Here is a 17955-nt window from a genome sequence, read left to right on the forward strand (position 1 = left end):
TGGTTTTTAGTTTTTTAGTTTTTAGGTAAACCTAAAAGCTAGTAACTAGCAACTACCAACTATTAAAATTATTCTTCTAGTTTAACGTCTAATCCTAAACCTTTTAGTTCGTGCATTAATACATTAAACGACTCTGGTAAACCAGGTTCTGGCATTGCTTCACCTTTTACAATACTTTCGTAGGTTTTAGCTCTACCCATAACATCATCAGATTTTACAGTTAAAATTTCACGTAAAATACTAGATGCACCATAGGCTTCTAATGCCCAAACTTCCATTTCTCCAAAACGCTGACCTCCAAATTGTGCTTTACCGCCTAAAGGTTGTTGCGTTATTAACGAATATGGTCCTATAGAACGTGCATGCATTTTATCTTCAATCATGTGTCCTAACTTAATCATATAAATTACACCAACAGTTGCAGGTTGATCGAAACGCTTACCTGTACCACCGTCATACAAATAAGTATGACCAAATCTAGGTATTCCAGCTTCATCGGTATATTTATTAATTTCATCTAATGACGCACCATCAAAAATTGGCGTTGCGTATTTTTTGTCTAATTTTTGACCTGCCCATCCAAGAACAGTTTCATAAATTTGACCAATATTCATACGCGATGGTACCCCTAACGGATTTAAAACAATATCTACTGGTGTTCCGTCTTCTAAGAAAGGCATATCTTCTTGACGTACAATACGTGCTACAATACCTTTGTTACCGTGACGACCCGCCATTTTATCACCTACTTTTAACTTACGTTTTTTAGCAATGTAAATTTTAGCTAGTTTTAAAATTCCTGCAGGTAATTCGTCTCCAACAGAAATAGTAAATTTCTCACGTCGTAAAACTCCTTGTAAATCGTTTACTTTAATTTTATAATTGTGTACTAAATCAACGATTAACTTATTTAAATCTTTATCGGTGGTCCAAGCGCCATTTAAGTGGGTAAAATCTTCAACAGAGTTTAACATTTTTTGAGTAAACTTTTTACCCTTAGGTAAAACTTCTTCTCCTAAATCGTTAAAAATACCTTGCGATGTTTTGCCGCTAACTAAACCAAATAATTTTTCAACTAATCGATCTTTTAAACTTTCGAATTTAGAAATATATGAAGCTTCTAAAACTTCAATAGCTTCTTTATCTCTAGCTCTTTTTTGCTTGTCTTTTACAGCGCGTTTAAATAATTTTTTATCAATTACTACCCCTCTTAGCGATGGTGAGGCTTTTAACGACGCATCTTTTACATCACCTGCTTTATCACCAAAAATAGCGCGCAATAATTTTTCTTCTGGAGTTGGGTCTGATTCTCCTTTTGGTGTAATTTTACCAATTAAAATATCTCCAGGTTTTACTTCGGCACCAATTCGAATCATTCCATTTTCATCAAGGTCTTTTGTTGCCTCTTCAGAAACATTAGGAATATCATTGGTTAATTCTTCTGTACCCAATTTAGTATCGCGAACATCTAAAGAATACTCATCGATATGGATAGAGGTAAAAATATCTTCACGAACTACTTTTTCTGAAATTACGATAGCATCTTCAAAGTTATACCCTTTCCAAGGCATAAAAGCTACTTTCATATTTCTACCTAAGGCTAACTCTCCTTTTTGAGTTGCATAACCTTCACAAAGAACTTGGCCTTCTTCAACTTTATCACCAACCTTAACAATTGGTTTTAAGTTGATATTAGTACCTTGGTTTGTTTTTCTAAACTTAATTAAATCATACGATTTTTCATCAGAATCAAAACTTACTAAGCGTTCTTCTTCTGTGCGATCGTATTTAATTGTAATGGTGTTTGCATCAACATACTCTACTACTCCAGTACCTTCTGCATTTATTAAGATACGTGAATCTTTAGCAACTCTACGTTCTAACCCTGTACCTACAATTGGTGATTCGGGTTGTAATAATGGTACTGCTTGACGCATCATGTTTGATCCCATTAAGGCACGGTTAGCATCATCATGCTCTAAAAACGGAATTAACGATGCCGAAATAGAAGCAATTTGATTAGGTGCCACATCCATATAGTTAATAGCTTCAGGTGTTTCTACTGGAAAATCACCCTCTTCACGAGCAATAACTCGTTCAGTTTCTATTTTACCATCATTTGCTACAGGTAGGTTAGATTGGGCTATTTTCATTCCTTCCTCTTCCTCTGCAGAAAGATATATAGGGTTTTCACCAGAAACCACTCCATTTTCCACCTTTTTATATGGGGTTTCAATAAAGCCTAAGTTATTAACTTTAGCAAATACTGCTAATGAAGAAATTAATCCAATATTAGGTCCTTCAGGTGTTTCAATAGGACATAAACGACCATAATGTGTATAGTGTACATCACGAACCTCGAAACCTGCTCTTTCACGAGACAGTCCTCCAGGTCCTAAGGCTGATAAACGACGTTTATGTGTAATCTCTGCTAATGGATTGGTTTGATCCATAAACTGAGAAAGCTGGTTTGTACCAAAAAATGAATTAATTACCGATGATAATGTTTTTGCATTAATTAAATCGATAGGTGTAAATACTTCATTATCACGCACATTCATACGCTCACGAATGGTACGCGCCATACGTGCTAAACCTACACCAAACTGTCCTGCTAATTGCTCACCAACGGTACGAACACGACGGTTTGATAAGTGATCAATATCATCTACTTCTGCTTTAGAGTTAATTAACTCTATTAAGTATTTAATAATGGTTATAATATCGTTTTTAGTTAATACTTTTTGGTCGATATCTTCTTCTAAACCAAGTTTTGTATTCATTCTAAAACGACCTACTTCTCCTAAATTATAACGTTGTTCTGAGAAGAATAATTTGTCAATAATACCTCTAGCTGTTTCCTCATCTGGTGGTTCAGCATTACGTAATTGACGATATATATGTTCTACCGCTTCTTTTTCTGAGTTGGTAGGATCTTTTTGTAAAGTGTTATGAATAATAGCATAATCGGCCATTTGATTATCTTCTTTGTGCAATAAAATTGTTTTTGCACCTGATTCGATAATTTCTTCGACATGCTCTTTATCTAAAATAGTGTCACGATCTAAAATAATTTCGTTACGCTCAATAGACACTACTTCTCCTGTATCTTCATCAACAAAATCTTCGTGCCATGTTTTTAGCACTCTAGCGGCTAATTTACGCCCTAATACTTTTTTTAATCCTGCTTTAGAAACTTTTACTTCTTCTGCTAAATCAAAAATTTCTAAAATATCTTTATCTCTTTCAAAACCAATGGCTCTGAATAATGTAGTTACAGGTAATTTTTTCTTTCTATCAATATAAGCATACATTACTTGATTGATATCGGTAGCAAATTCAATCCAAGAACCCTTAAAAGGTATTACCCTTGCTGAATATAATTTGGTTCCGTTTGCGTGAAAAGATTGCCCAAAAAACACCCCTGGTGAACGGTGTAATTGCGATACCACAACTCTTTCTGCACCATTAATTATAAAGGTACCTGAGTTGGTCATATAAGGAATTGTACCTAGATACACATCTTGAACAATTGTTTCAAAATCTTCGTGTTCTGGATCGGTACAGTAAAGCTTTAACCTTGCTTTTAAAGGCACACTATAGGTTAAACCACGCTCGATACATTCTTGAATGCTATACCTTGGTGGATCAACAAAATAGTCTAAAAATTCTAATACAAATTGATTACGAGTGTCTGTAATTGGAAAGTTATCCATAAAGGTTTTGTACAAACCTTCTTCTCCTCGCTCTTCTGCTTTAGTTTGTAGTTGAAAAAAATCTTGAAAAGATTTTACCTGAATGTCTAAAAAATCAGGATAATCAGCTCCTAGCCTAGAAGATGCGAAATTAATTCTCTCAGTAGTGTTTATCGTTGCCAAAAGAGATGCTATTTTTAAATTAAAAATATTATTTTTTGAAACCTTGCGGTTCAATATTGCAATTTATCATTGCTTTAATTGATTAAATATCAATTATTTATAATCGTAAAATCACAATTTAGAAAATTGTAAAAAATAAAGAACGAATATATACACAAAATGGTTTAGGACTAAAAACACATGTTTTTAGTACCTAAACCTTTATTGTTTTTTCCCGTGTATTATCGGGAGTGTAATGCTTACTTAAGCTCTACCTCAGCCCCAGCTTCTTCTAAAGATTTTTTAAGACCTTCAGCCTCATCTTTAGATACTCCTTCTTTTACTGCTGCTGGTGCGCTATCTACGATACCTTTTGCTTCTTTTAAGCCTAAACCAGTTAATTCTTTAACTAATTTCACAACTGCTAATTTAGAAGCTCCTGCTGCTTTTAAGATTACGTCAAATTCTGATTTTTCTTCAGCATCTTCTCCGCCACCACCAGCTACTGGACCAGCAACGGCTACAGCTGCTGCTGCAGGCTCAATACCATACTCTTCTTTTAATATGTCAGCTAATTCTGTAACTTCTTTTACGGTTAAATTAACTAATTGTTCTGCGAAATCTTTTAAATCTGCCATTTTAATTGTTTTTAATTTTGTTTTATTTTAGTTTATTAGTGCGCGTTTTTACTTTTCTGATAATGTTTTAAGTATACCTGATAATTTACCGCCACCTGATTGCAATGCTGAAATAACATTTTTAGCAGGCGATTGTAATAAGGTAATAATATCTCCAATAAGTTCTTCTCTAGACTTAATGTTTACAAGAGCATCTAATTGGTCATCACCAACATAAACGGCTTCTTCTACATAAGCCCCTTTTAATACAGGTTTTTTCGATTTTTTTCTAAACTCTTTAATAACTTTTGCAGGTGCGTTAGCTGCCTCTGCAATTAACATTGAAGTATTTCCTTTTAATACATCTGGTAATTCACCAAAATCTTTATCAGAAGCTTCCATTGCTTTTGAAAGCAATGTGTTTTTTACAACAGCCAATTTTACGTTTGCTTTAAAACAAGCTCTACGTAAGTTAGATGTAGCTAATGCATCTAAACCAGAAATATCTGCTAAATAGATGGTATTAGTATCTGCTAATTGTGCCGTTAAATCTTGTATTACTTGTGATTTTTCTTCTCTGGTCATAATTAATAGTTTTAACTGCCTACGATACAGATTTTACATCTACAGCAACACTTGGACTCATAGTAGAAGATATAAAAATACTTTTAATATAAGTTCCTTTAGCCGCTGTTGGCTTTAATTTTAATAATGTTTGAAGTAATTCGTTTGCATTATCTTGGATTTTATCAGCATCAAAAGATACTTTTCCTATAGCAGCATGTACAATACCTGTTTTGTCAACTTTAAAGTCGATTTTACCAGCTTTTACTTCTTGTACTGCTTTAGCTACATCCATAGTTACGGTACCTGTTTTTGGGTTAGGCATTAAACCACGTGGTCCTAACACGCGACCTAAAGGTCCTAATTTACCCATAACGCTAGGCATTGTAATAATAACGTCAACGTCTGTCCATCCTCCTTTTATTTTTTGAAGGTATTCATCTAATCCAACATAATCAGCACCTGCTTCTTTAGCTTCAGCTTCTTTATCTGGAGTAACTAATGCTAAAACTTTTACATCTTTACCAGTACCGTGTGGTAAAGTTACCACGCCACGAACCATTTGATTTGCTTTACGAGGATCTACTCCTAAACGTACAGCTATATCAACAGATGCGTCAAATTTTACATTTGTTATATCTTTAACTAAGGTAGATGCTTCTTTTAAGTCATAAACTTTAGAACGATCTACTTTAGCATAAGCTTCTTTTTGCTTTTTAGTTAATTTTGCCATTGTTCTCTGTTTTTAAAGTTTAAGCAGGAGCATCTCCTTTAACGGTTAATCCCATAGAGCGAGCAGTACCAGCAACCATACGCATTGCCGATTCGATTTCAAAGGCATTCAAATCTGCCATTTTATCTTCTGCAATTGCTTTTATTTGATCCCAAGTAACGCTAGCTACTTTTTTTCGATTAGGCTCACCTGATCCTTTCTTTACTTTGGCCGCTTCCATTAATTGTACTGCAGCAGGTGGAGTTTTTACAACAAAATCAAACGATTTATCTTTGTAAACATTAATAACAACAGGTAATACTTTACCTTGTTTGTCTTGTGTTCTAGCATTAAACTGCTTACAGAACTCCATAATGTTAACTCCAGCAGCACCTAAAGCGGGTCCAACCGGTGGCGATGGATTCGCTGCACCTCCCCTAACTTGTAATTTAACTACTTTACTTAATTCTTTTGCCATTTTAAAAAATGTTTAATCGATGTGTTTAAATTTGGAAGCTATAAACGCATCTTTTAATATATTTAGGTGTAACAATTATATTTTCTCTACTTGCATATAACTTAGCTCTAATGGTGTTTTTCTACCGAAAATTTTTACCATTACTTCTAATTTACGTTTTTCTTCATTTACTTTTTCTACCGTACCGTCAAAACCATTAAAAGGCCCATCAACAACCTTAACTGTTTCTCCTACGGTGTAGGGTATAGCTATATTTTCGTCTTGTATAGCCAACTCATCTACTTTACCTAGCATACGGTTAACTTCCGATTTACGCATAGGTACCGGATCACCTCCTTTGGTTTCTCCTAAAAAACCAATCACTCCAGTTACTGATCGTATTACGTGAGGTACCTCACCTGATAAATTAGCTTCAATCATTATATAACCTGGAAAATAAACGCGTTCTCTGTTTATTTTTTTTCCATTTCTAATTTGAATAACCTTTTCTGTTGGAACAATCACTTGACTTACATAATCTGACAATCCAAAACGGGCAATTTCTGTTTCTATATACGATTTTACTTTATTTTCTTTTCCTCCAATGGCTCTTACTACATACCATTTCATTACCGAATCAGCCATTTTTAAAATATTTTAAAAAATTCGTCTAAACCCGTTTGAAAAACTTTATCAATTGCCGCTACTGCTATTGCAAAAATAATTGTAAAAACAGCCACAACTACGGTAGATTTCTGTGCTTCTTCTCTAGAAATCCACGTGATATGGTTGCTTAATTCGTCAAAAGATTCTTTAATATATTGTATAAAGTTATTCATTACGATTATTTTTTACACAGATGAGAAAAAAACAAACTCAACTAAGATTACCTTATTTTTTAGAGTAAATTTATTATCTCGTGTTATTTGCACGGGTTGAGAGGCTCGAACTCCCGACACCTGGTTTTGGAGACCAGTGCTCTACCAACTGAGCTAAACCCGTTTGTTTATTTCATTTATAAAGGCGTCCCGAAAAAATCGGGACACCCTTAAAAATTTTTATCTTAATAAACTAATTATTTAAATTAGTCTAATAATTCAGTTACTTGACCTGCACCAACTGTTCTACCTCCTTCACGGATAGCGAAACGTAAACCTACGTTTAAGGCAATTGGTTGAATTAAATCAACAGTAATTGTTAAGTTATCACCTGGCATTACCATTTCTACTCCGTCTGGTAAGTTAATATTACCTGTTACGTCAGTTGTACGCACGTAAAATTGAGGACGGTAGTTATTGTGGAATGGTGTGTGACGACCACCTTCTTCTTTTTTAAGGATATATACCTCTGCTTTAAATTTAGCATGTGGTGTTACAGAACCTGGTTTACAAATAACCATTCCTCTTTTAATATCTGTTTTTTCAATACCTCTTAATAAGATACCTGCATTATCACCAGCTTCACCTCTATTTAAGATTTGACGGAACATTTCGATACCTGTAATGGTAGAAGTTAATTTTTCAGCTCCCATACCGATAATTTCAACTGGGTCTCCTGTATTAGCAATACCTGTTTCGATACGTCCAGTAGCAACTGTTCCACGACCAGTAATTGAGAATACATCTTCGATAGGCATTAAGAAAGGCTTATCAACTTCACGTTGAGGCTCTTCAATCCAGTTATCAACAGCATCCATTAATTCCATTACTGTATCTACCCATTTTTGCTCTCCATTTAAAGCACCTAAAGCAGAACCAGAAATTACAGGTCCGTTATCACCATCATAATCGTAGAAAGAAAGTAACTCTCTAACTTCCATGTCAACTAACTCTAATAACTCCTCATCATCTACCATATCAACTTTGTTTAAGAAAACAACGATACGAGGAATACCAACTTGACGACCTAATAAGATGTGCTCTCTTGTTTGAGGCATTGGTCCATCAGTTGCAGCAACTACTAAAATAGCACCATCCATTTGAGCAGCACCAGTTACCATGTTTTTTACGTAATCGGCGTGACCAGGACAGTCAACGTGTGCGTAATGACGGTTTTCTGTTTGATACTCTACGTGAGATGTATTAATAGTAATACCTCTTTCTTTCTCCTCTGGAGCATTATCTATTTGATCAAAGTCTCTTGCTTCAGATAAACCTGCATCTGCTAATACTTTAGTAATTGCAGCAGTTAAAGTAGTTTTACCGTGATCTACGTGTCCGATAGTACCTATATTTAAGTGTGGTTTCGAACGGTCAAAAGTTCCTTTTGCCATGATTATTAATTTTAATTCTTAGTTATAAATATATTTAGTGTCTAATTTTACTTTTAAAATCGAGCCAATGACGGGATTTGAACCCGTGACCTCATCCCTACCAAGGATGCGCTCTACCAACTGAGCTACACCGGCTTGTTTTAGGCTAAGTCTAAGTTAAAAGTGCCTGTTGTTAATACGTTACTAAAAACGAATTACTCAGTTCTTAGAGCGGGAGACCGGGTTCGAACCGGCGACATTCAGCTTGGAAGGCTGACGCTCTACCAACTGAGCTACTCCCGCAATTTGATTTTTAGGTTTAAAACCTAAAAATCATGTATTACATAATTCAAAAATCTATTGTGGGGAGAGCAGGATTCGAACCTGCGAAGTCGAAAGACAACGGAGTTACAGTCCGTCCCATTTGGCCACTCTGGTATCTCCCCTAATATTTTTTTCTTGTAAAAGAACTTTTGTTTTTTTGAGCCGATGGAGGGACTCGAACCCACGACCTGCTGATTACAAATCAGCTGCTCTAGCCAGCTGAGCTACATCGGCTTTTTGCATAAAAAAACAATCCGCTATTTCTAACGGATTGCAAATGTATAAAGTTTTTTTTATTTCAAAAAACTTTTAATGAATATTTTTTTACTTTTTATGATGCTAAAGAATCTCGATGCTTCTCTTTTGATTTTTTTAACTGTCTTTTGAGAGAATCCACTGCCAAACTCACACCTTCTTCAAAGGTTTTAGTTTCTTTTTTCACAACTAATTCGTTTCTAGGTATTTTGATTGTTACTTCTATAACTTTATTTTCTTTATCACTTGTTTTTTGAACTTTCAAAAACACATTTGCATCAACAATTTTGTCATGAAATTTTTCTAATCCCGTTAATTTTTTTTCAATGAATTTTAACAAATCTTTGTCTGCATTAAAATTTACCGATTGAGTGAACACTTTCATAAAACTACTTTTTTGTTTGACCACTTCTAGGATGGGTCGAGTTAAACACTTTTTTTAGAGTTTCCAAGCTATTGTGAGTATATACTTGGGTGGAGGCTAAACTTGAATGCCCTAGTAATTCTTTAACCGAACTTAATTCTGCCCCTTGATTTAGTAAATGAGTTGCAAACGAATGACGTAATATATGCGGGCTCTTTTTTACCTTTGTAGAGACTTCACTAAAATATAAATTTATAACTCGATATACAAGAGTTTCGTATATTTTATTTCCTTTTTCTGTAATAAAAAGTGCTTCACAACTTGTAGGATATTCTTTTTTTAAAAACAGGTACTTTTTTACGGTTTCTAACACAGAAGATAATAAAGGCACAAAACGCTCTTTATTTCTTTTTCCAAGCACTTTTATTGTTTTATCATAAAAATTTATATCTCTTTCTTTTAAATTTATCAACTCAATTCTTCTTATTCCTGTCGAATAAAATAACTCTACCATCAATTTATTTCTCACCCCAATAAAGTCATCAGTTTCTTCTATCAATGTAATAGCTTGATTTATTTCTTCTTTAGTAAAAGGTACCTGCACTTTCTTTTGCATTTTTAACGCCTTGTGCTTTGCTAATGGGTTTATTGTTATTTGATTGGTTTTTTGCAAAAACTTATAAAACGTTTTTAATGAAGATATTTTTCTATTAATAGTTGTGTTTGATATTTGCTGATTTACCAAGCTCACAATCCAACTTCTAATTTGATTGTAATGCACATCTTGAATAGTTTCTTGATTAAATTCAGTAACACAAAAATTCTTAAACTCAAAAAGATCTGTTTTATAAGCTAAAACAGTATGTTTAGAATAGTTTTTTTCATACAAAAGATAATCTAAAAAAGCATTAATAAGCATACTTTATCGGTTTACTTTCAAAGTTAATAAATTTACCACAAAAAAAATCCTGTATTGTAAATTTACAATACAGGATTTTTTATATTCTAACATTTCGATTCAGTTGGTTTAACCTACCTCTTCTTCTGTTTTTAATCTTTGAACATAAGATGCTTTTATTTTTTGCGCTCTTTTTTCTACAGACGGCTTAGTATATTGCTTTCTGTTACGCAATTGCTTCATTGTTTTAGTTCGGTCGAATTTTCTTTTAAAACGTTTTAACGCTCTATCTATATTCTCCCCTTCTTTAACTGGAATAATTAACATTTTTTTGCACCTCCTTTCATCTGTGTATTGTATCTTTTAAAGAGTTAAACCCTATTGTTTTTGCTTTTTTTCAGGAAGGCAAAGATACAACTTTTATTATAATGAGCAAAAATTATTTTTACAAAGTATTTCTATCTCCTATTATTACCCCTTTAACTTTAAACTCCATTCAAATTCAAAAACAGCAACCACATCGCCTTGCTGATTTATTCCTTTTGAAGTTACTAAAACGGTTTGGCTCTCACCTGTTTTAACAGCTTGTTGAATTGCATTTTTTATAATTACTCCATCATTACATACAAATTGAATTTGACCCGTTGCTTTTTTAAAAAAATTTCCATTTAGCTGGGTAACCAACATCGAAACTTTTTTTTCTGAATTAACAATAGCTTGCATTACTAAAATACCTGAAGACAATTCAGATGCCATACCTTGTACCGCCCAAAACATACTTTTAAACGGATTTTGACTTATCCATCGATGTTTTACCTTTACAATAGCCTTTTTTTCTGAAATTTCTTGTACACGAATTCCTGCAATAAAAGCCAAAGGAAGTTTAAACAATAAAAACCGATTTATCTTTTTAGGTGTGAATTTCAATTTACCATCTATTTTGCAGCAATGTAATTATTTTATTCAACACACACGATACTTTTGTAAAATATGTTAATATTGTGTTAATTTATAGTATTATGTATTGCATAATACCTTCTAAAAAACATATATTTGCATTAGAAAGTATTATTTATATATTTTATAAGAATGAAAAACAGCAACGAAAACGCTAAAGCACTTTTAATACATATATCTGCATTTACAGGTTATTTATTTCCTTTTGGCAGTATTATAACCCCATTAATATTATGGCAATCGTTAAAAGAACGTAGTTTCTTTCTTGATCAACAAGGTAAAGAAGCCGTAAATTTCAATATCAGTTTTGCTTTATACCTTTTTATAATCTCTACTACTTTTTTTATTCCGCTATTTTTTGGTTCGTTTTTCAACTTATTTAAAAACTTAAATCGTATTGATTTTGGCGTAAATATTATTCCAGATTTTTCGCTTTTTTTAGGTAGCATCTCTCTAATAAGCGTTGCGTATTTTATAAAAATTGTTTTAATTATTTTGGCTGCTCTAAAAGCTAACGAAGGAGAAATATATCACTACCCACTAACTATTAAATTTATCAAATAACGCCATAAACCACCCAAATGAAGAAAGAAAACACAAAAGCCCAAATGCGTAAAGGTGTTTTAGAATATTGCATCTTATCTATTTTAAAAAATGGGGACGCCTATACTTCTGAAATATTAAAAACACTAAAAAATGCGCATATGATTGTGGTTGAGGGCACCATATACCCCTTGCTTACACGTTTAAAAAATGCAGGATTATTATCATATCGCTGGGAAGAATCAACCGCTGGACCGCCAAGAAAATACTATGTTTTAACCGAAAGCGGTGCCTTATTTTTAAAAGAACTCGATAAAACATGGAACAACTTAGTAAATGCTGTAACCCAAATAACAACTTCTACAAAATCAACTAAAAATGAATAAAACTATTAATATAAACTTAGGTGGTCTTTTTTTTCATATCGATAAAAATGCTTACACAAAATTAAGACGCTATTTAGATGCTATTGCCAAATCGTTAAGCGACGACCCGCAAGGAAAAAACGAAATAATTGCTGACATTGAAGCGCGTATTAGCGAATTACTTTCTGAACGCATAACCGATATTAGACAAGTAGTTAACGAGCATGATATCGACGAAATAATTGCCATTATGGGGCAACCCGAAGATTATGCCGAAGCAGAAGAAGAATATACTAATTACAACACTTACGAGAAAAGAAATACCAAAACTAAAAAGTTTTATAGAGATGGTGACAACAAGCTATTAGGCGGTGTATGTGCTGGTTTTGCTCATTATATTGATATTGACGTAATATGGGTTCGATTATTAACCCTTATATTAATGTTTGGTGCTGGTTTTGGATTTATTTTATACATTATTATGTGGATTTTATTGCCCGAAGCAAAAACTACTGCTCAAAAATTAGAAATGGAAGGCGAACCCGTAAATATCGACAACATAGAAAAAAAAATTCGTGATGAAATTGAAAACCTTTCAGCAAAAGTAAAAAACGGTGCTAGTGAAGTGAGTGATAAAATTTCAAGTATTGATTATGAAAAACTAAAACAACAGTCAAAGTCTGGATTACAAAGTTTTATTGACACCATTGCTAAAATTATAGAATCGGTATTTAAAGTTTTTGGCAAGTTTATCGGAATACTATTAATCATTATCTCGGGGTTAGCTCTTATATCATTTATTGCAGGACTATTTTCAATGGGTAGTTTTGAAATTTTAAACGTCTCTGATCAATTTATAAAATACCCCCCTTTTTTTTATAGCTCTATGCTTCCTTTGTGGGTACTAACATCTTTTCTGTTTTTTGCAATAGGCATTCCTTTTTTTGTACTATTTGTACTAGGCTTACGTATTTTATCAAACAACATAAAGCGTATTAGCAAAACTACCTCACTAGTTTTATTAGGTGTTTGGATATTAGCCGTTTTAGGCTTAAGCTTTTCGCTTATAGAATATGGAACCTCAAGAGCTTCAACGGGTACAAAAATCTTAACCGAAAGCTTACCTACAACTCAAAAAGACACCCTTACTATTAAAATAGCAAAAAATGACAATTTAGATTTTTATTACGATGATATCGACAATAAATCTAACCAAATTTATGTAACTGTTAAAAAAAGTGATGCTACAGAAAGCTATATAGAGATACAAAAAAAGTCTAGAGGTAGAAATCGAAAAAAAGCATTTGAAAATGCCCGAGATTTAAACTATCACTTTAGTAAAACCAATAATGAATTAATCTTAGACAATTATTTTACGGGTAGTTCTAAAAAACTTTATCAAAATGAACAAATTTTTATCACCGTGTTTATTCCTGAAAAAACAACTGTTTATCTCGATTTTTCTACACGACGATTTTTGTACGATATAAAAAACACAACCAACATACACGACAAAAACATACCTGGAAAATATTATGTAATGACAAACAAAGGATTAGATTGCTTAACTTGTACACATAAACAATAAAAAAACAACTGCTATAAGTTACTTTTCAAGTTTTATTCTTTTTAGTGATTTATAACTTTTAAAAATATAGTTTTTTTTTAATTTACGTTATTATTTTATTTACATTTTTAGTATTTTTGTAATAAATTACAACTAAAAGGTTATTTCTCTCTTCCGATTCATCGTTGTATATTGCTTTCAAATTTTACTTTTTTTTGTGATAAGTCACAGCCAACACAGCCCTCAATGAATGTATCTTACAGTTGTGAATTGCTTTCAAGTTTTACTATTTTTGTGATAAGTCACAGCTCTGCTATTTTCTTCTTGTGCCTCATAACCGTTGTGAATTGCTTTCAAGTTTTACTATTTTTGTGATAAGTCACAGCTATTGTTTTGAAATACTGCAATGTTGGTACGTTGTGAATTGCTTTCAAGTTTTACTATTTTTGTGATAAGTCACAGCAATGGAAGCTACCCTGACGTTTTATTTTCGGTTGTGAATTGCTTTCAAGTTTTACTATTTTTGTGATAAGTCACAGCAAAACGTAGGCAAAGAGGTTTTCGATTCCCGTTGTGAATTGCTTTCAAGTTTTACTATTTTTGTGATAAGTCACAGCGTTAATATGTTTTTTGGTATATATACAATGGTTGTGAATTGCTTTCAAGTTTTACTATTTTTGTGATAAGTCACAGCGTCGGATAATTTAACCGGAAATAGTTTCATGTTGTGAATTGCTTTCAAGTTTTACTATTTTTGTGATAAGTCACAGCTGCTAAACAATACAAAATAAAAGCACAGCAGTTGTGAATTGCTTTCAAGTTTTACTATTTTTGTGATAAGTCACAGCATTTATACTTTTAATAGTAATTCACAATTTGTTGTGAATTGCTTTCAAGTTTTACTATTTTTGTGATAAGTCACAGCGAGAACTCTGAGGGGACATCGTGGCTTCCGGTTGTGAATTGCTTTCAAGTTTTACTATTTTTGTGATAAGTCACAGCTCCTTACTGTATATCCAACCATAATCTTCAGTTGTGAATTGCTTTCAAGTTTTACTATTTTTGTGATAAGTCACAGCTGGTTTCGCAAAACCACCACCACCAACCCAGTTGTGAATTGCTTTCAAGTTTTACTATTTTTGTGATAAGTCACAGCGTTAGATACGCATTTATCGGCAGTATCCGAGTTGTGAATTGCTTTCAAGTTTTACTATTTTTGTGATAAGTCACAGCAGCATTATAAGGTTAGAAAACACCGAAGTTGTTGTGAATTGCTTTCAAGTTTTACTATTTTTGTGATAAGTCACAGCGTGTAGTTTTTAGTGATTTTTAAGTCAGGTGTTGTGAATTGCTTTCAAGTTTTACTATTTTTGTGATAAGTCACAGCGTCTTATGTTGCCTAACGAGAACGGCTATGGTTGTGAATTGCTTTCAAGTTTTACTATTTTTGTGATAAGTCACAGCATAAAATTTCTGATTGCTAAGTTTAATATTGTTGTGAATTGCTTTCAAGTTTTACTATTTTTGTGATAAGTCACAGCTACTTTCAGGGCTTAGGCTTTCATAAAGGCGTTGTGAATTGCTTTCAAGTTTTACTATTTTTGTGATAAGTCACAGCATTATCGTCTTTTTCATTTTTAAAGAAAGTGTTGTGAATTGCTTTCAAGTTTTACTATTTTTGTGATAAGTCACAGCCTCACTTCGAATTAATAAAACCGTAAGTATGTTGTGAATTGCTTTCAAGTTTTACTATTTTTGTGATAAGTCACAGCATCCTCAAAAATTTTTAGATCAACTAAATTGTTGTGAATTGCTTTCAAGTTTTACTATTTTTGTGATAAGTCACAGCGTAGCTTTATAACAGCGGTATCTGACAGCGTTGTGAATTGCTTTCAAGTTTTACTATTTTTGTGATAAGTCACAGCTAAACAAGAGTTTATAGAACTTGTAAAAGTGTTGTGAATTGCTTTCAAGTTTTACTATTTTTGTGATAAGTCACAGCAAAATATCGTAAAAAGGTTAATTACAAACTGTTGTGAATTGCTTTCAAGTTTTACTATTTTTGTGATAAGTCACAGCAACTGGAGCAGTAGTTTCAATTTCTTTTGCGTTGTGAATTGCTTTCAAGTTTTACTATTTTTGTGATAAGTCACAGCAATGAAAATACACGAAACACTAGGTTTAACGTTGTGAATTGCTTTCAAGTTTTACTATTTTTGTGATAAGTCACAGCCGAAGTACATATAGATACCGTTAAAAACTGGTTGTGAATTGCTTTCAAGTTTTACTATTTTTGTGATAAGTCACAGCCTGATTAGGGGATAATATTCCCCTATAACTGTTGTGAATTGCTTTCAAGTTTTACTATTTTTGTGATAAGTCACAGCTGCATTATGTTATCAGAAGAAGTACGATCTGTTGTGAATTGCTTTCAAGTTTTACTATTTTTGTGATAAGTCACAGCCTCAAAATTTAATCCACTGATTTTCAGTGGATTTTTTTGTTTTTTAGAATTCTAAAAATTAGAATAACTCTAACTGTTGACAGGTAGGTGGCGGGTCTTTTTTTATTGTAGCATGAAAAATTTCCATACTTCCAAACTGTTTGTCGGTAATTGTCATTACCGCAACCTTACCATATTTAGGCAAATGGCTTTTAACTCGTTTTATATGTACTGCTGCATTTTCTCTACTAGGGCAATGGCGTATATACATCGAAAATTGAAACAGATTAAAACCATCTTTTAACAATACTTTTCTAAACTTTTGCATCGCTCTTCGATTGGTTTTTGTATCGGTTGGTAAGTCATATAACACAAGTACCCACATAATTCTATAAGCATTAAATCGGTTGGTTTTCATAGTAACATAGGGTAATCTATTTTTCGTTTCGCACCTGTATAGCATTTATACAGAGATACCACTGTTTGTTTTATCGCTACAAGTAATGGTCGTATTTTATTATCTATTTGCACATCCATAGTAAGCGATTGCAGCAAATATACTTTTGCGTCTTTGGTCAAATTTTCTTCATTGCCTTCTTGTATCCATTCATATACCACAGCATCCACCATGGGTCGATAAGGCTCCATTAGGTCATCTGCCAAACAATAGGGGTTATATTTGTTGCGATGAAATATTCCCAATACAGGCAACAATCCTGTCTCTACAATGGCTCTGGCAACCGTACTACGCAAAACCGCATATCCAAAATTAAGTAGGTTGTTTGGCATTTCTCCAAAACGATCTCGAATAAAATCCGTAGAAATCAAATATTTCCAATAATGTTGGGCTGCGATACCTTCCATATTAGTACTATCTCCTGATTTTACCTTAGCAAGATACTCTAACATGGGAGCAAAGTATAAGCCATTTTTCTCTAGCAACCGTTTTTGGTTTTCAATTTTACATTCCACCGTTTGTTTCCAAAGCTGTTTTTTAAGTGGTTCGCTGACTTGGGTCTGTACTTTTACTCTTTCCGAATGTTCGGTGTGCCCGTAAAGTGGCAACATTAAACCAAAAGGTAAATGTTGAGCATCGCAACTGATAATTACGGTATTATTTCCCATCAGTTGTTGTATGACTTTATGGGAAAGCGTAATTTGAAAGTGATCAAGCAGCAATACCCCAATATCCTCCACAGAAACACTCCCCTTTGTTTCTTGGGTTTTCGGACAAATAATTTTTAGTTGATTATCTTTCAGCTTAATGTAAGCAGGGTTACCAATATAAATGGTTCGGGTTATCATGGTTCTGATCCTTTTCTATATATATCATGGGCATTATCCGCACGAATGGTTTGTAGTTCGGTAATTAACCTATCCGTTGCAGAAATAATATCAACATATATCGCTACCGAAAGCGTTTGTTGCAAATACTTGTCTCCCTCAACATGGCTGCTCACTTCAGCAGAAAGTTTAGCCCCTGCATCTAATAAGTTTGCAATACATATATTTTCGAAAGCTTTTATATAACCTAATATATCATTTTTTAAATATACCTCAACAGCAAAAGAATCATATAGATTTTTAGAATCTCTTTGTAAGGTAATTTCTGTTCCTTGACGTAATTTTTTCTTAATTTTTTTATATTGGTAATAATTTAAACCACTTAAATAATTATCATAAATTTTGACTGATTTTTGATGAAAAAACGGTGTGGGAAGGGAAATACTTCCCGACGCAACGCCAATAGACCTTATAAAATCTCTTCGTTTCATTGTGTC

At 33.1% G+C, this 17955-nt stretch carries 18 protein-coding genes, 5 tRNA genes and 1 CRISPR repeat array; of the genes, 3 read left to right on the top strand and 20 right to left on the bottom strand.

What is annotated here, in order from left to right; genetic code table 11:
- Window positions 1-68: 68 nt before the first annotated feature.
- From rpoB to AB2B44_RS01165, 17 genes are all read right to left on the bottom strand, one after another.
- Window positions 69-3878, bottom strand: a complete 3810-nt coding sequence (gene rpoB / locus AB2B44_RS01085; protein WP_369047711.1) for a DNA-directed RNA polymerase subunit beta — start codon at window positions 3876-3878, stop codon at window positions 69-71.
- Window positions 3879-4117: 239 nt separating this feature from the next.
- On the bottom strand, window positions 4118-4495 hold the full coding sequence (gene rplL / locus AB2B44_RS01090; RefSeq protein ID WP_369047712.1) for a 50S ribosomal protein L7/L12: 378 nt from the start codon (window positions 4493-4495) through the stop codon (window positions 4118-4120).
- Window positions 4496-4543: 48 nt separating this feature from the next.
- Window positions 4544-5059 carry a 50S ribosomal protein L10 gene (gene rplJ, locus AB2B44_RS01095; protein WP_369047713.1) on the bottom strand — a complete coding sequence of 172 codons (516 nt, stop codon included), beginning with the start codon at window positions 5057-5059 and terminating at the stop codon, window positions 4544-4546.
- 19 nt (window positions 5060-5078) lie between these two features.
- Entirely contained in the window at window positions 5079-5771 is a 693-nt protein-coding gene (gene rplA, locus AB2B44_RS01100) for a 50S ribosomal protein L1 (RefSeq protein ID WP_369047714.1), read from the bottom strand.
- A 19-nt stretch (window positions 5772-5790) separates the two neighbouring features.
- Window positions 5791-6228: a 50S ribosomal protein L11 gene (gene rplK / locus AB2B44_RS01105; RefSeq protein ID WP_369047715.1), complete on the bottom strand. Its 438-nt coding sequence runs from the start codon at window positions 6226-6228 to the stop codon at window positions 5791-5793.
- Window positions 6229-6303: 75 nt separating this feature from the next.
- Window positions 6304-6852, bottom strand: a complete 549-nt coding sequence (gene nusG / locus AB2B44_RS01110) for a transcription termination/antitermination protein NusG (protein ID WP_369047716.1) — start codon at window positions 6850-6852, stop codon at window positions 6304-6306.
- 2 nt (window positions 6853-6854) lie between these two features.
- On the bottom strand, window positions 6855-7046 hold the full coding sequence (gene secE, locus AB2B44_RS01115; RefSeq protein WP_369047717.1) for a preprotein translocase subunit SecE: 192 nt from the start codon (window positions 7044-7046) through the stop codon (window positions 6855-6857).
- Window positions 7047-7136: 90 nt separating this feature from the next.
- A tRNA-Trp gene (locus tag AB2B44_RS01120) sits at window positions 7137-7209 on the bottom strand.
- An 82-nt stretch (window positions 7210-7291) separates the two neighbouring features.
- On the bottom strand, window positions 7292-8479 hold the full coding sequence (gene tuf / locus AB2B44_RS01125) for an elongation factor Tu (RefSeq protein WP_369047718.1): 1188 nt from the start codon (window positions 8477-8479) through the stop codon (window positions 7292-7294).
- Between the two features lie 62 nt (window positions 8480-8541).
- Window positions 8542-8614: transfer RNA gene (locus tag AB2B44_RS01130), tRNA-Thr, on the bottom strand.
- A 74-nt stretch (window positions 8615-8688) separates the two neighbouring features.
- Window positions 8689-8761 (bottom strand) — tRNA-Gly (locus tag AB2B44_RS01135).
- Between the two features lie 60 nt (window positions 8762-8821).
- Window positions 8822-8904: transfer RNA gene (locus tag AB2B44_RS01140), tRNA-Tyr, on the bottom strand.
- A 38-nt stretch (window positions 8905-8942) separates the two neighbouring features.
- A tRNA-Thr gene (locus AB2B44_RS01145) sits at window positions 8943-9016 on the bottom strand.
- 97 nt (window positions 9017-9113) lie between these two features.
- Complete coding sequence (gene raiA, locus AB2B44_RS01150; RefSeq protein WP_369047719.1) at window positions 9114-9422, bottom strand: ribosome-associated translation inhibitor RaiA; 309 nt, start codon at window positions 9420-9422, stop codon at window positions 9114-9116.
- 4 nt (window positions 9423-9426) lie between these two features.
- Window positions 9427-10320 (bottom strand): tyrosine-type recombinase/integrase, encoded by an 894-nt coding sequence (locus AB2B44_RS01155; RefSeq protein WP_369047720.1) that lies wholly within the window; start codon window positions 10318-10320, stop codon window positions 9427-9429.
- Window positions 10321-10428: 108 nt separating this feature from the next.
- On the bottom strand, window positions 10429-10626 hold the full coding sequence (gene rpsU / locus AB2B44_RS01160) for a 30S ribosomal protein S21 (protein ID WP_369047721.1): 198 nt from the start codon (window positions 10624-10626) through the stop codon (window positions 10429-10431).
- Between the two features lie 144 nt (window positions 10627-10770).
- Entirely contained in the window at window positions 10771-11226 is a 456-nt protein-coding gene (locus AB2B44_RS01165) for a DUF4442 domain-containing protein (RefSeq protein WP_369047722.1), read from the bottom strand.
- 162 nt (window positions 11227-11388) lie between these two features.
- Here AB2B44_RS01165 and AB2B44_RS01170 point away from each other — a divergent pair, with 162 nt between their 5' ends.
- From AB2B44_RS01170 to AB2B44_RS01180, 3 genes are read left to right on the top strand one after another with little or no spacing between them, the layout of a single operon-like run.
- Window positions 11389-11820 (top strand): DUF4870 domain-containing protein, encoded by a 432-nt coding sequence (locus AB2B44_RS01170; protein WP_369047723.1) that lies wholly within the window; start codon window positions 11389-11391, stop codon window positions 11818-11820.
- Window positions 11821-11837: 17 nt separating this feature from the next.
- Window positions 11838-12185 carry a PadR family transcriptional regulator gene (locus AB2B44_RS01175; protein WP_369047724.1) on the top strand — a complete coding sequence of 116 codons (348 nt, stop codon included), beginning with the start codon at window positions 11838-11840 and terminating at the stop codon, window positions 12183-12185.
- Window positions 12178-13752, top strand: coding sequence for a PspC domain-containing protein (locus tag AB2B44_RS01180; RefSeq protein ID WP_369047725.1), 1575 nt, complete (start codon window positions 12178-12180; stop codon window positions 13750-13752). Before AB2B44_RS01175 ends, AB2B44_RS01180 begins: the two co-directional genes overlap by 8 nt.
- A gap of 395 nt (window positions 13753-14147) precedes the next feature.
- A CRISPR array of direct repeats spans window positions 14148-16195; the repeat unit is 47 nt; unit sequence GTTGTGAATTGCTTTCAAGTTTTACTATTTTTGTGATAAGTCACAGC.
- Between the two features lie 58 nt (window positions 16196-16253).
- On the opposite strand, the gene cas2 is transcribed toward AB2B44_RS01180, so the two are convergent.
- From cas2 to AB2B44_RS01195, 3 genes are read right to left on the bottom strand one after another with little or no spacing between them, the layout of a single operon-like run.
- Window positions 16254-16592 carry a CRISPR-associated endonuclease Cas2 gene (cas2, locus tag AB2B44_RS01185; protein ID WP_369047726.1) on the bottom strand — a complete coding sequence of 113 codons (339 nt, stop codon included), beginning with the start codon at window positions 16590-16592 and terminating at the stop codon, window positions 16254-16256.
- Window positions 16589-17479 (bottom strand): type II CRISPR-associated endonuclease Cas1, encoded by an 891-nt coding sequence (gene cas1 / locus AB2B44_RS01190; protein ID WP_369047727.1) that lies wholly within the window; start codon window positions 17477-17479, stop codon window positions 16589-16591. The genes cas2 and cas1 overlap by 4 nt, the downstream gene beginning before the upstream one ends.
- A complete protein-coding gene (locus AB2B44_RS01195; RefSeq protein ID WP_369047728.1) occupies window positions 17476-17949 on the bottom strand; it encodes an HIRAN domain-containing protein in 474 nt (157 codons plus the stop codon). The genes cas1 and AB2B44_RS01195 overlap by 4 nt, the downstream gene beginning before the upstream one ends.
- Between the last annotated feature and the right edge of the window lie 6 nt (window positions 17950-17955).

This window comes from Tenacibaculum sp. UWU-22, assembly GCF_041021355.1.
Taxonomy (GTDB): Bacteria; Bacteroidota; Bacteroidia; order Flavobacteriales; family Flavobacteriaceae; genus Polaribacter.

What these genes read in the sequence shown, in the direction of transcription:
- rplL (WP_369047712.1), bottom strand. Translation starts at nt 4,495, where the DNA reads ATGGCAGATTTAAAAGATTTCGCAGAACAATTAGTTAATTTAACCGTA.
- rplJ (WP_369047713.1), bottom strand. Translation starts at nt 5,059, where the DNA reads ATGACCAGAGAAGAAAAATCACAAGTAATACAAGATTTAACGGCACAA.
- rplA (WP_369047714.1), bottom strand. Translation starts at nt 5,771, where the DNA reads ATGGCAAAATTAACTAAAAAGCAAAAAGAAGCTTATGCTAAAGTAGAT.
- rplK (WP_369047715.1), bottom strand. Translation starts at nt 6,228, where the DNA reads ATGGCAAAAGAATTAAGTAAAGTAGTTAAATTACAAGTTAGGGGAGGT.
- nusG (WP_369047716.1), bottom strand. Translation starts at nt 6,852, where the DNA reads ATGGCTGATTCGGTAATGAAATGGTATGTAGTAAGAGCCATTGGAGGA.
- secE (WP_369047717.1), bottom strand. Translation starts at nt 7,046, where the DNA reads ATGAATAACTTTATACAATATATTAAAGAATCTTTTGACGAATTAAGC.
- tuf (WP_369047718.1), bottom strand. Translation starts at nt 8,479, where the DNA reads ATGGCAAAAGGAACTTTTGACCGTTCGAAACCACACTTAAATATAGGT.
- raiA (WP_369047719.1), bottom strand. Translation starts at nt 9,422, where the DNA reads ATGAAAGTGTTCACTCAATCGGTAAATTTTAATGCAGACAAAGATTTG.
- AB2B44_RS01155 (WP_369047720.1), bottom strand. Translation starts at nt 10,320, where the DNA reads ATGCTTATTAATGCTTTTTTAGATTATCTTTTGTATGAAAAAAACTAT.
- rpsU (WP_369047721.1), bottom strand. Translation starts at nt 10,626, where the DNA reads ATGTTAATTATTCCAGTTAAAGAAGGGGAGAATATAGATAGAGCGTTA.
- AB2B44_RS01170 (WP_369047723.1), top strand. Translation starts at nt 11,389, where the DNA reads ATGAAAAACAGCAACGAAAACGCTAAAGCACTTTTAATACATATATCT.
- AB2B44_RS01175 (WP_369047724.1), top strand. Translation starts at nt 11,838, where the DNA reads ATGAAGAAAGAAAACACAAAAGCCCAAATGCGTAAAGGTGTTTTAGAA.
- AB2B44_RS01180 (WP_369047725.1), top strand. Translation starts at nt 12,178, where the DNA reads ATGAATAAAACTATTAATATAAACTTAGGTGGTCTTTTTTTTCATATC.
- cas2 (WP_369047726.1), bottom strand. Translation starts at nt 16,592, where the DNA reads ATGAAAACCAACCGATTTAATGCTTATAGAATTATGTGGGTACTTGTG.
- cas1 (WP_369047727.1), bottom strand. Translation starts at nt 17,479, where the DNA reads ATGATAACCCGAACCATTTATATTGGTAACCCTGCTTACATTAAGCTG.
- AB2B44_RS01195 (WP_369047728.1), bottom strand. Translation starts at nt 17,949, where the DNA reads ATGAAACGAAGAGATTTTATAAGGTCTATTGGCGTTGCGTCGGGAAGT.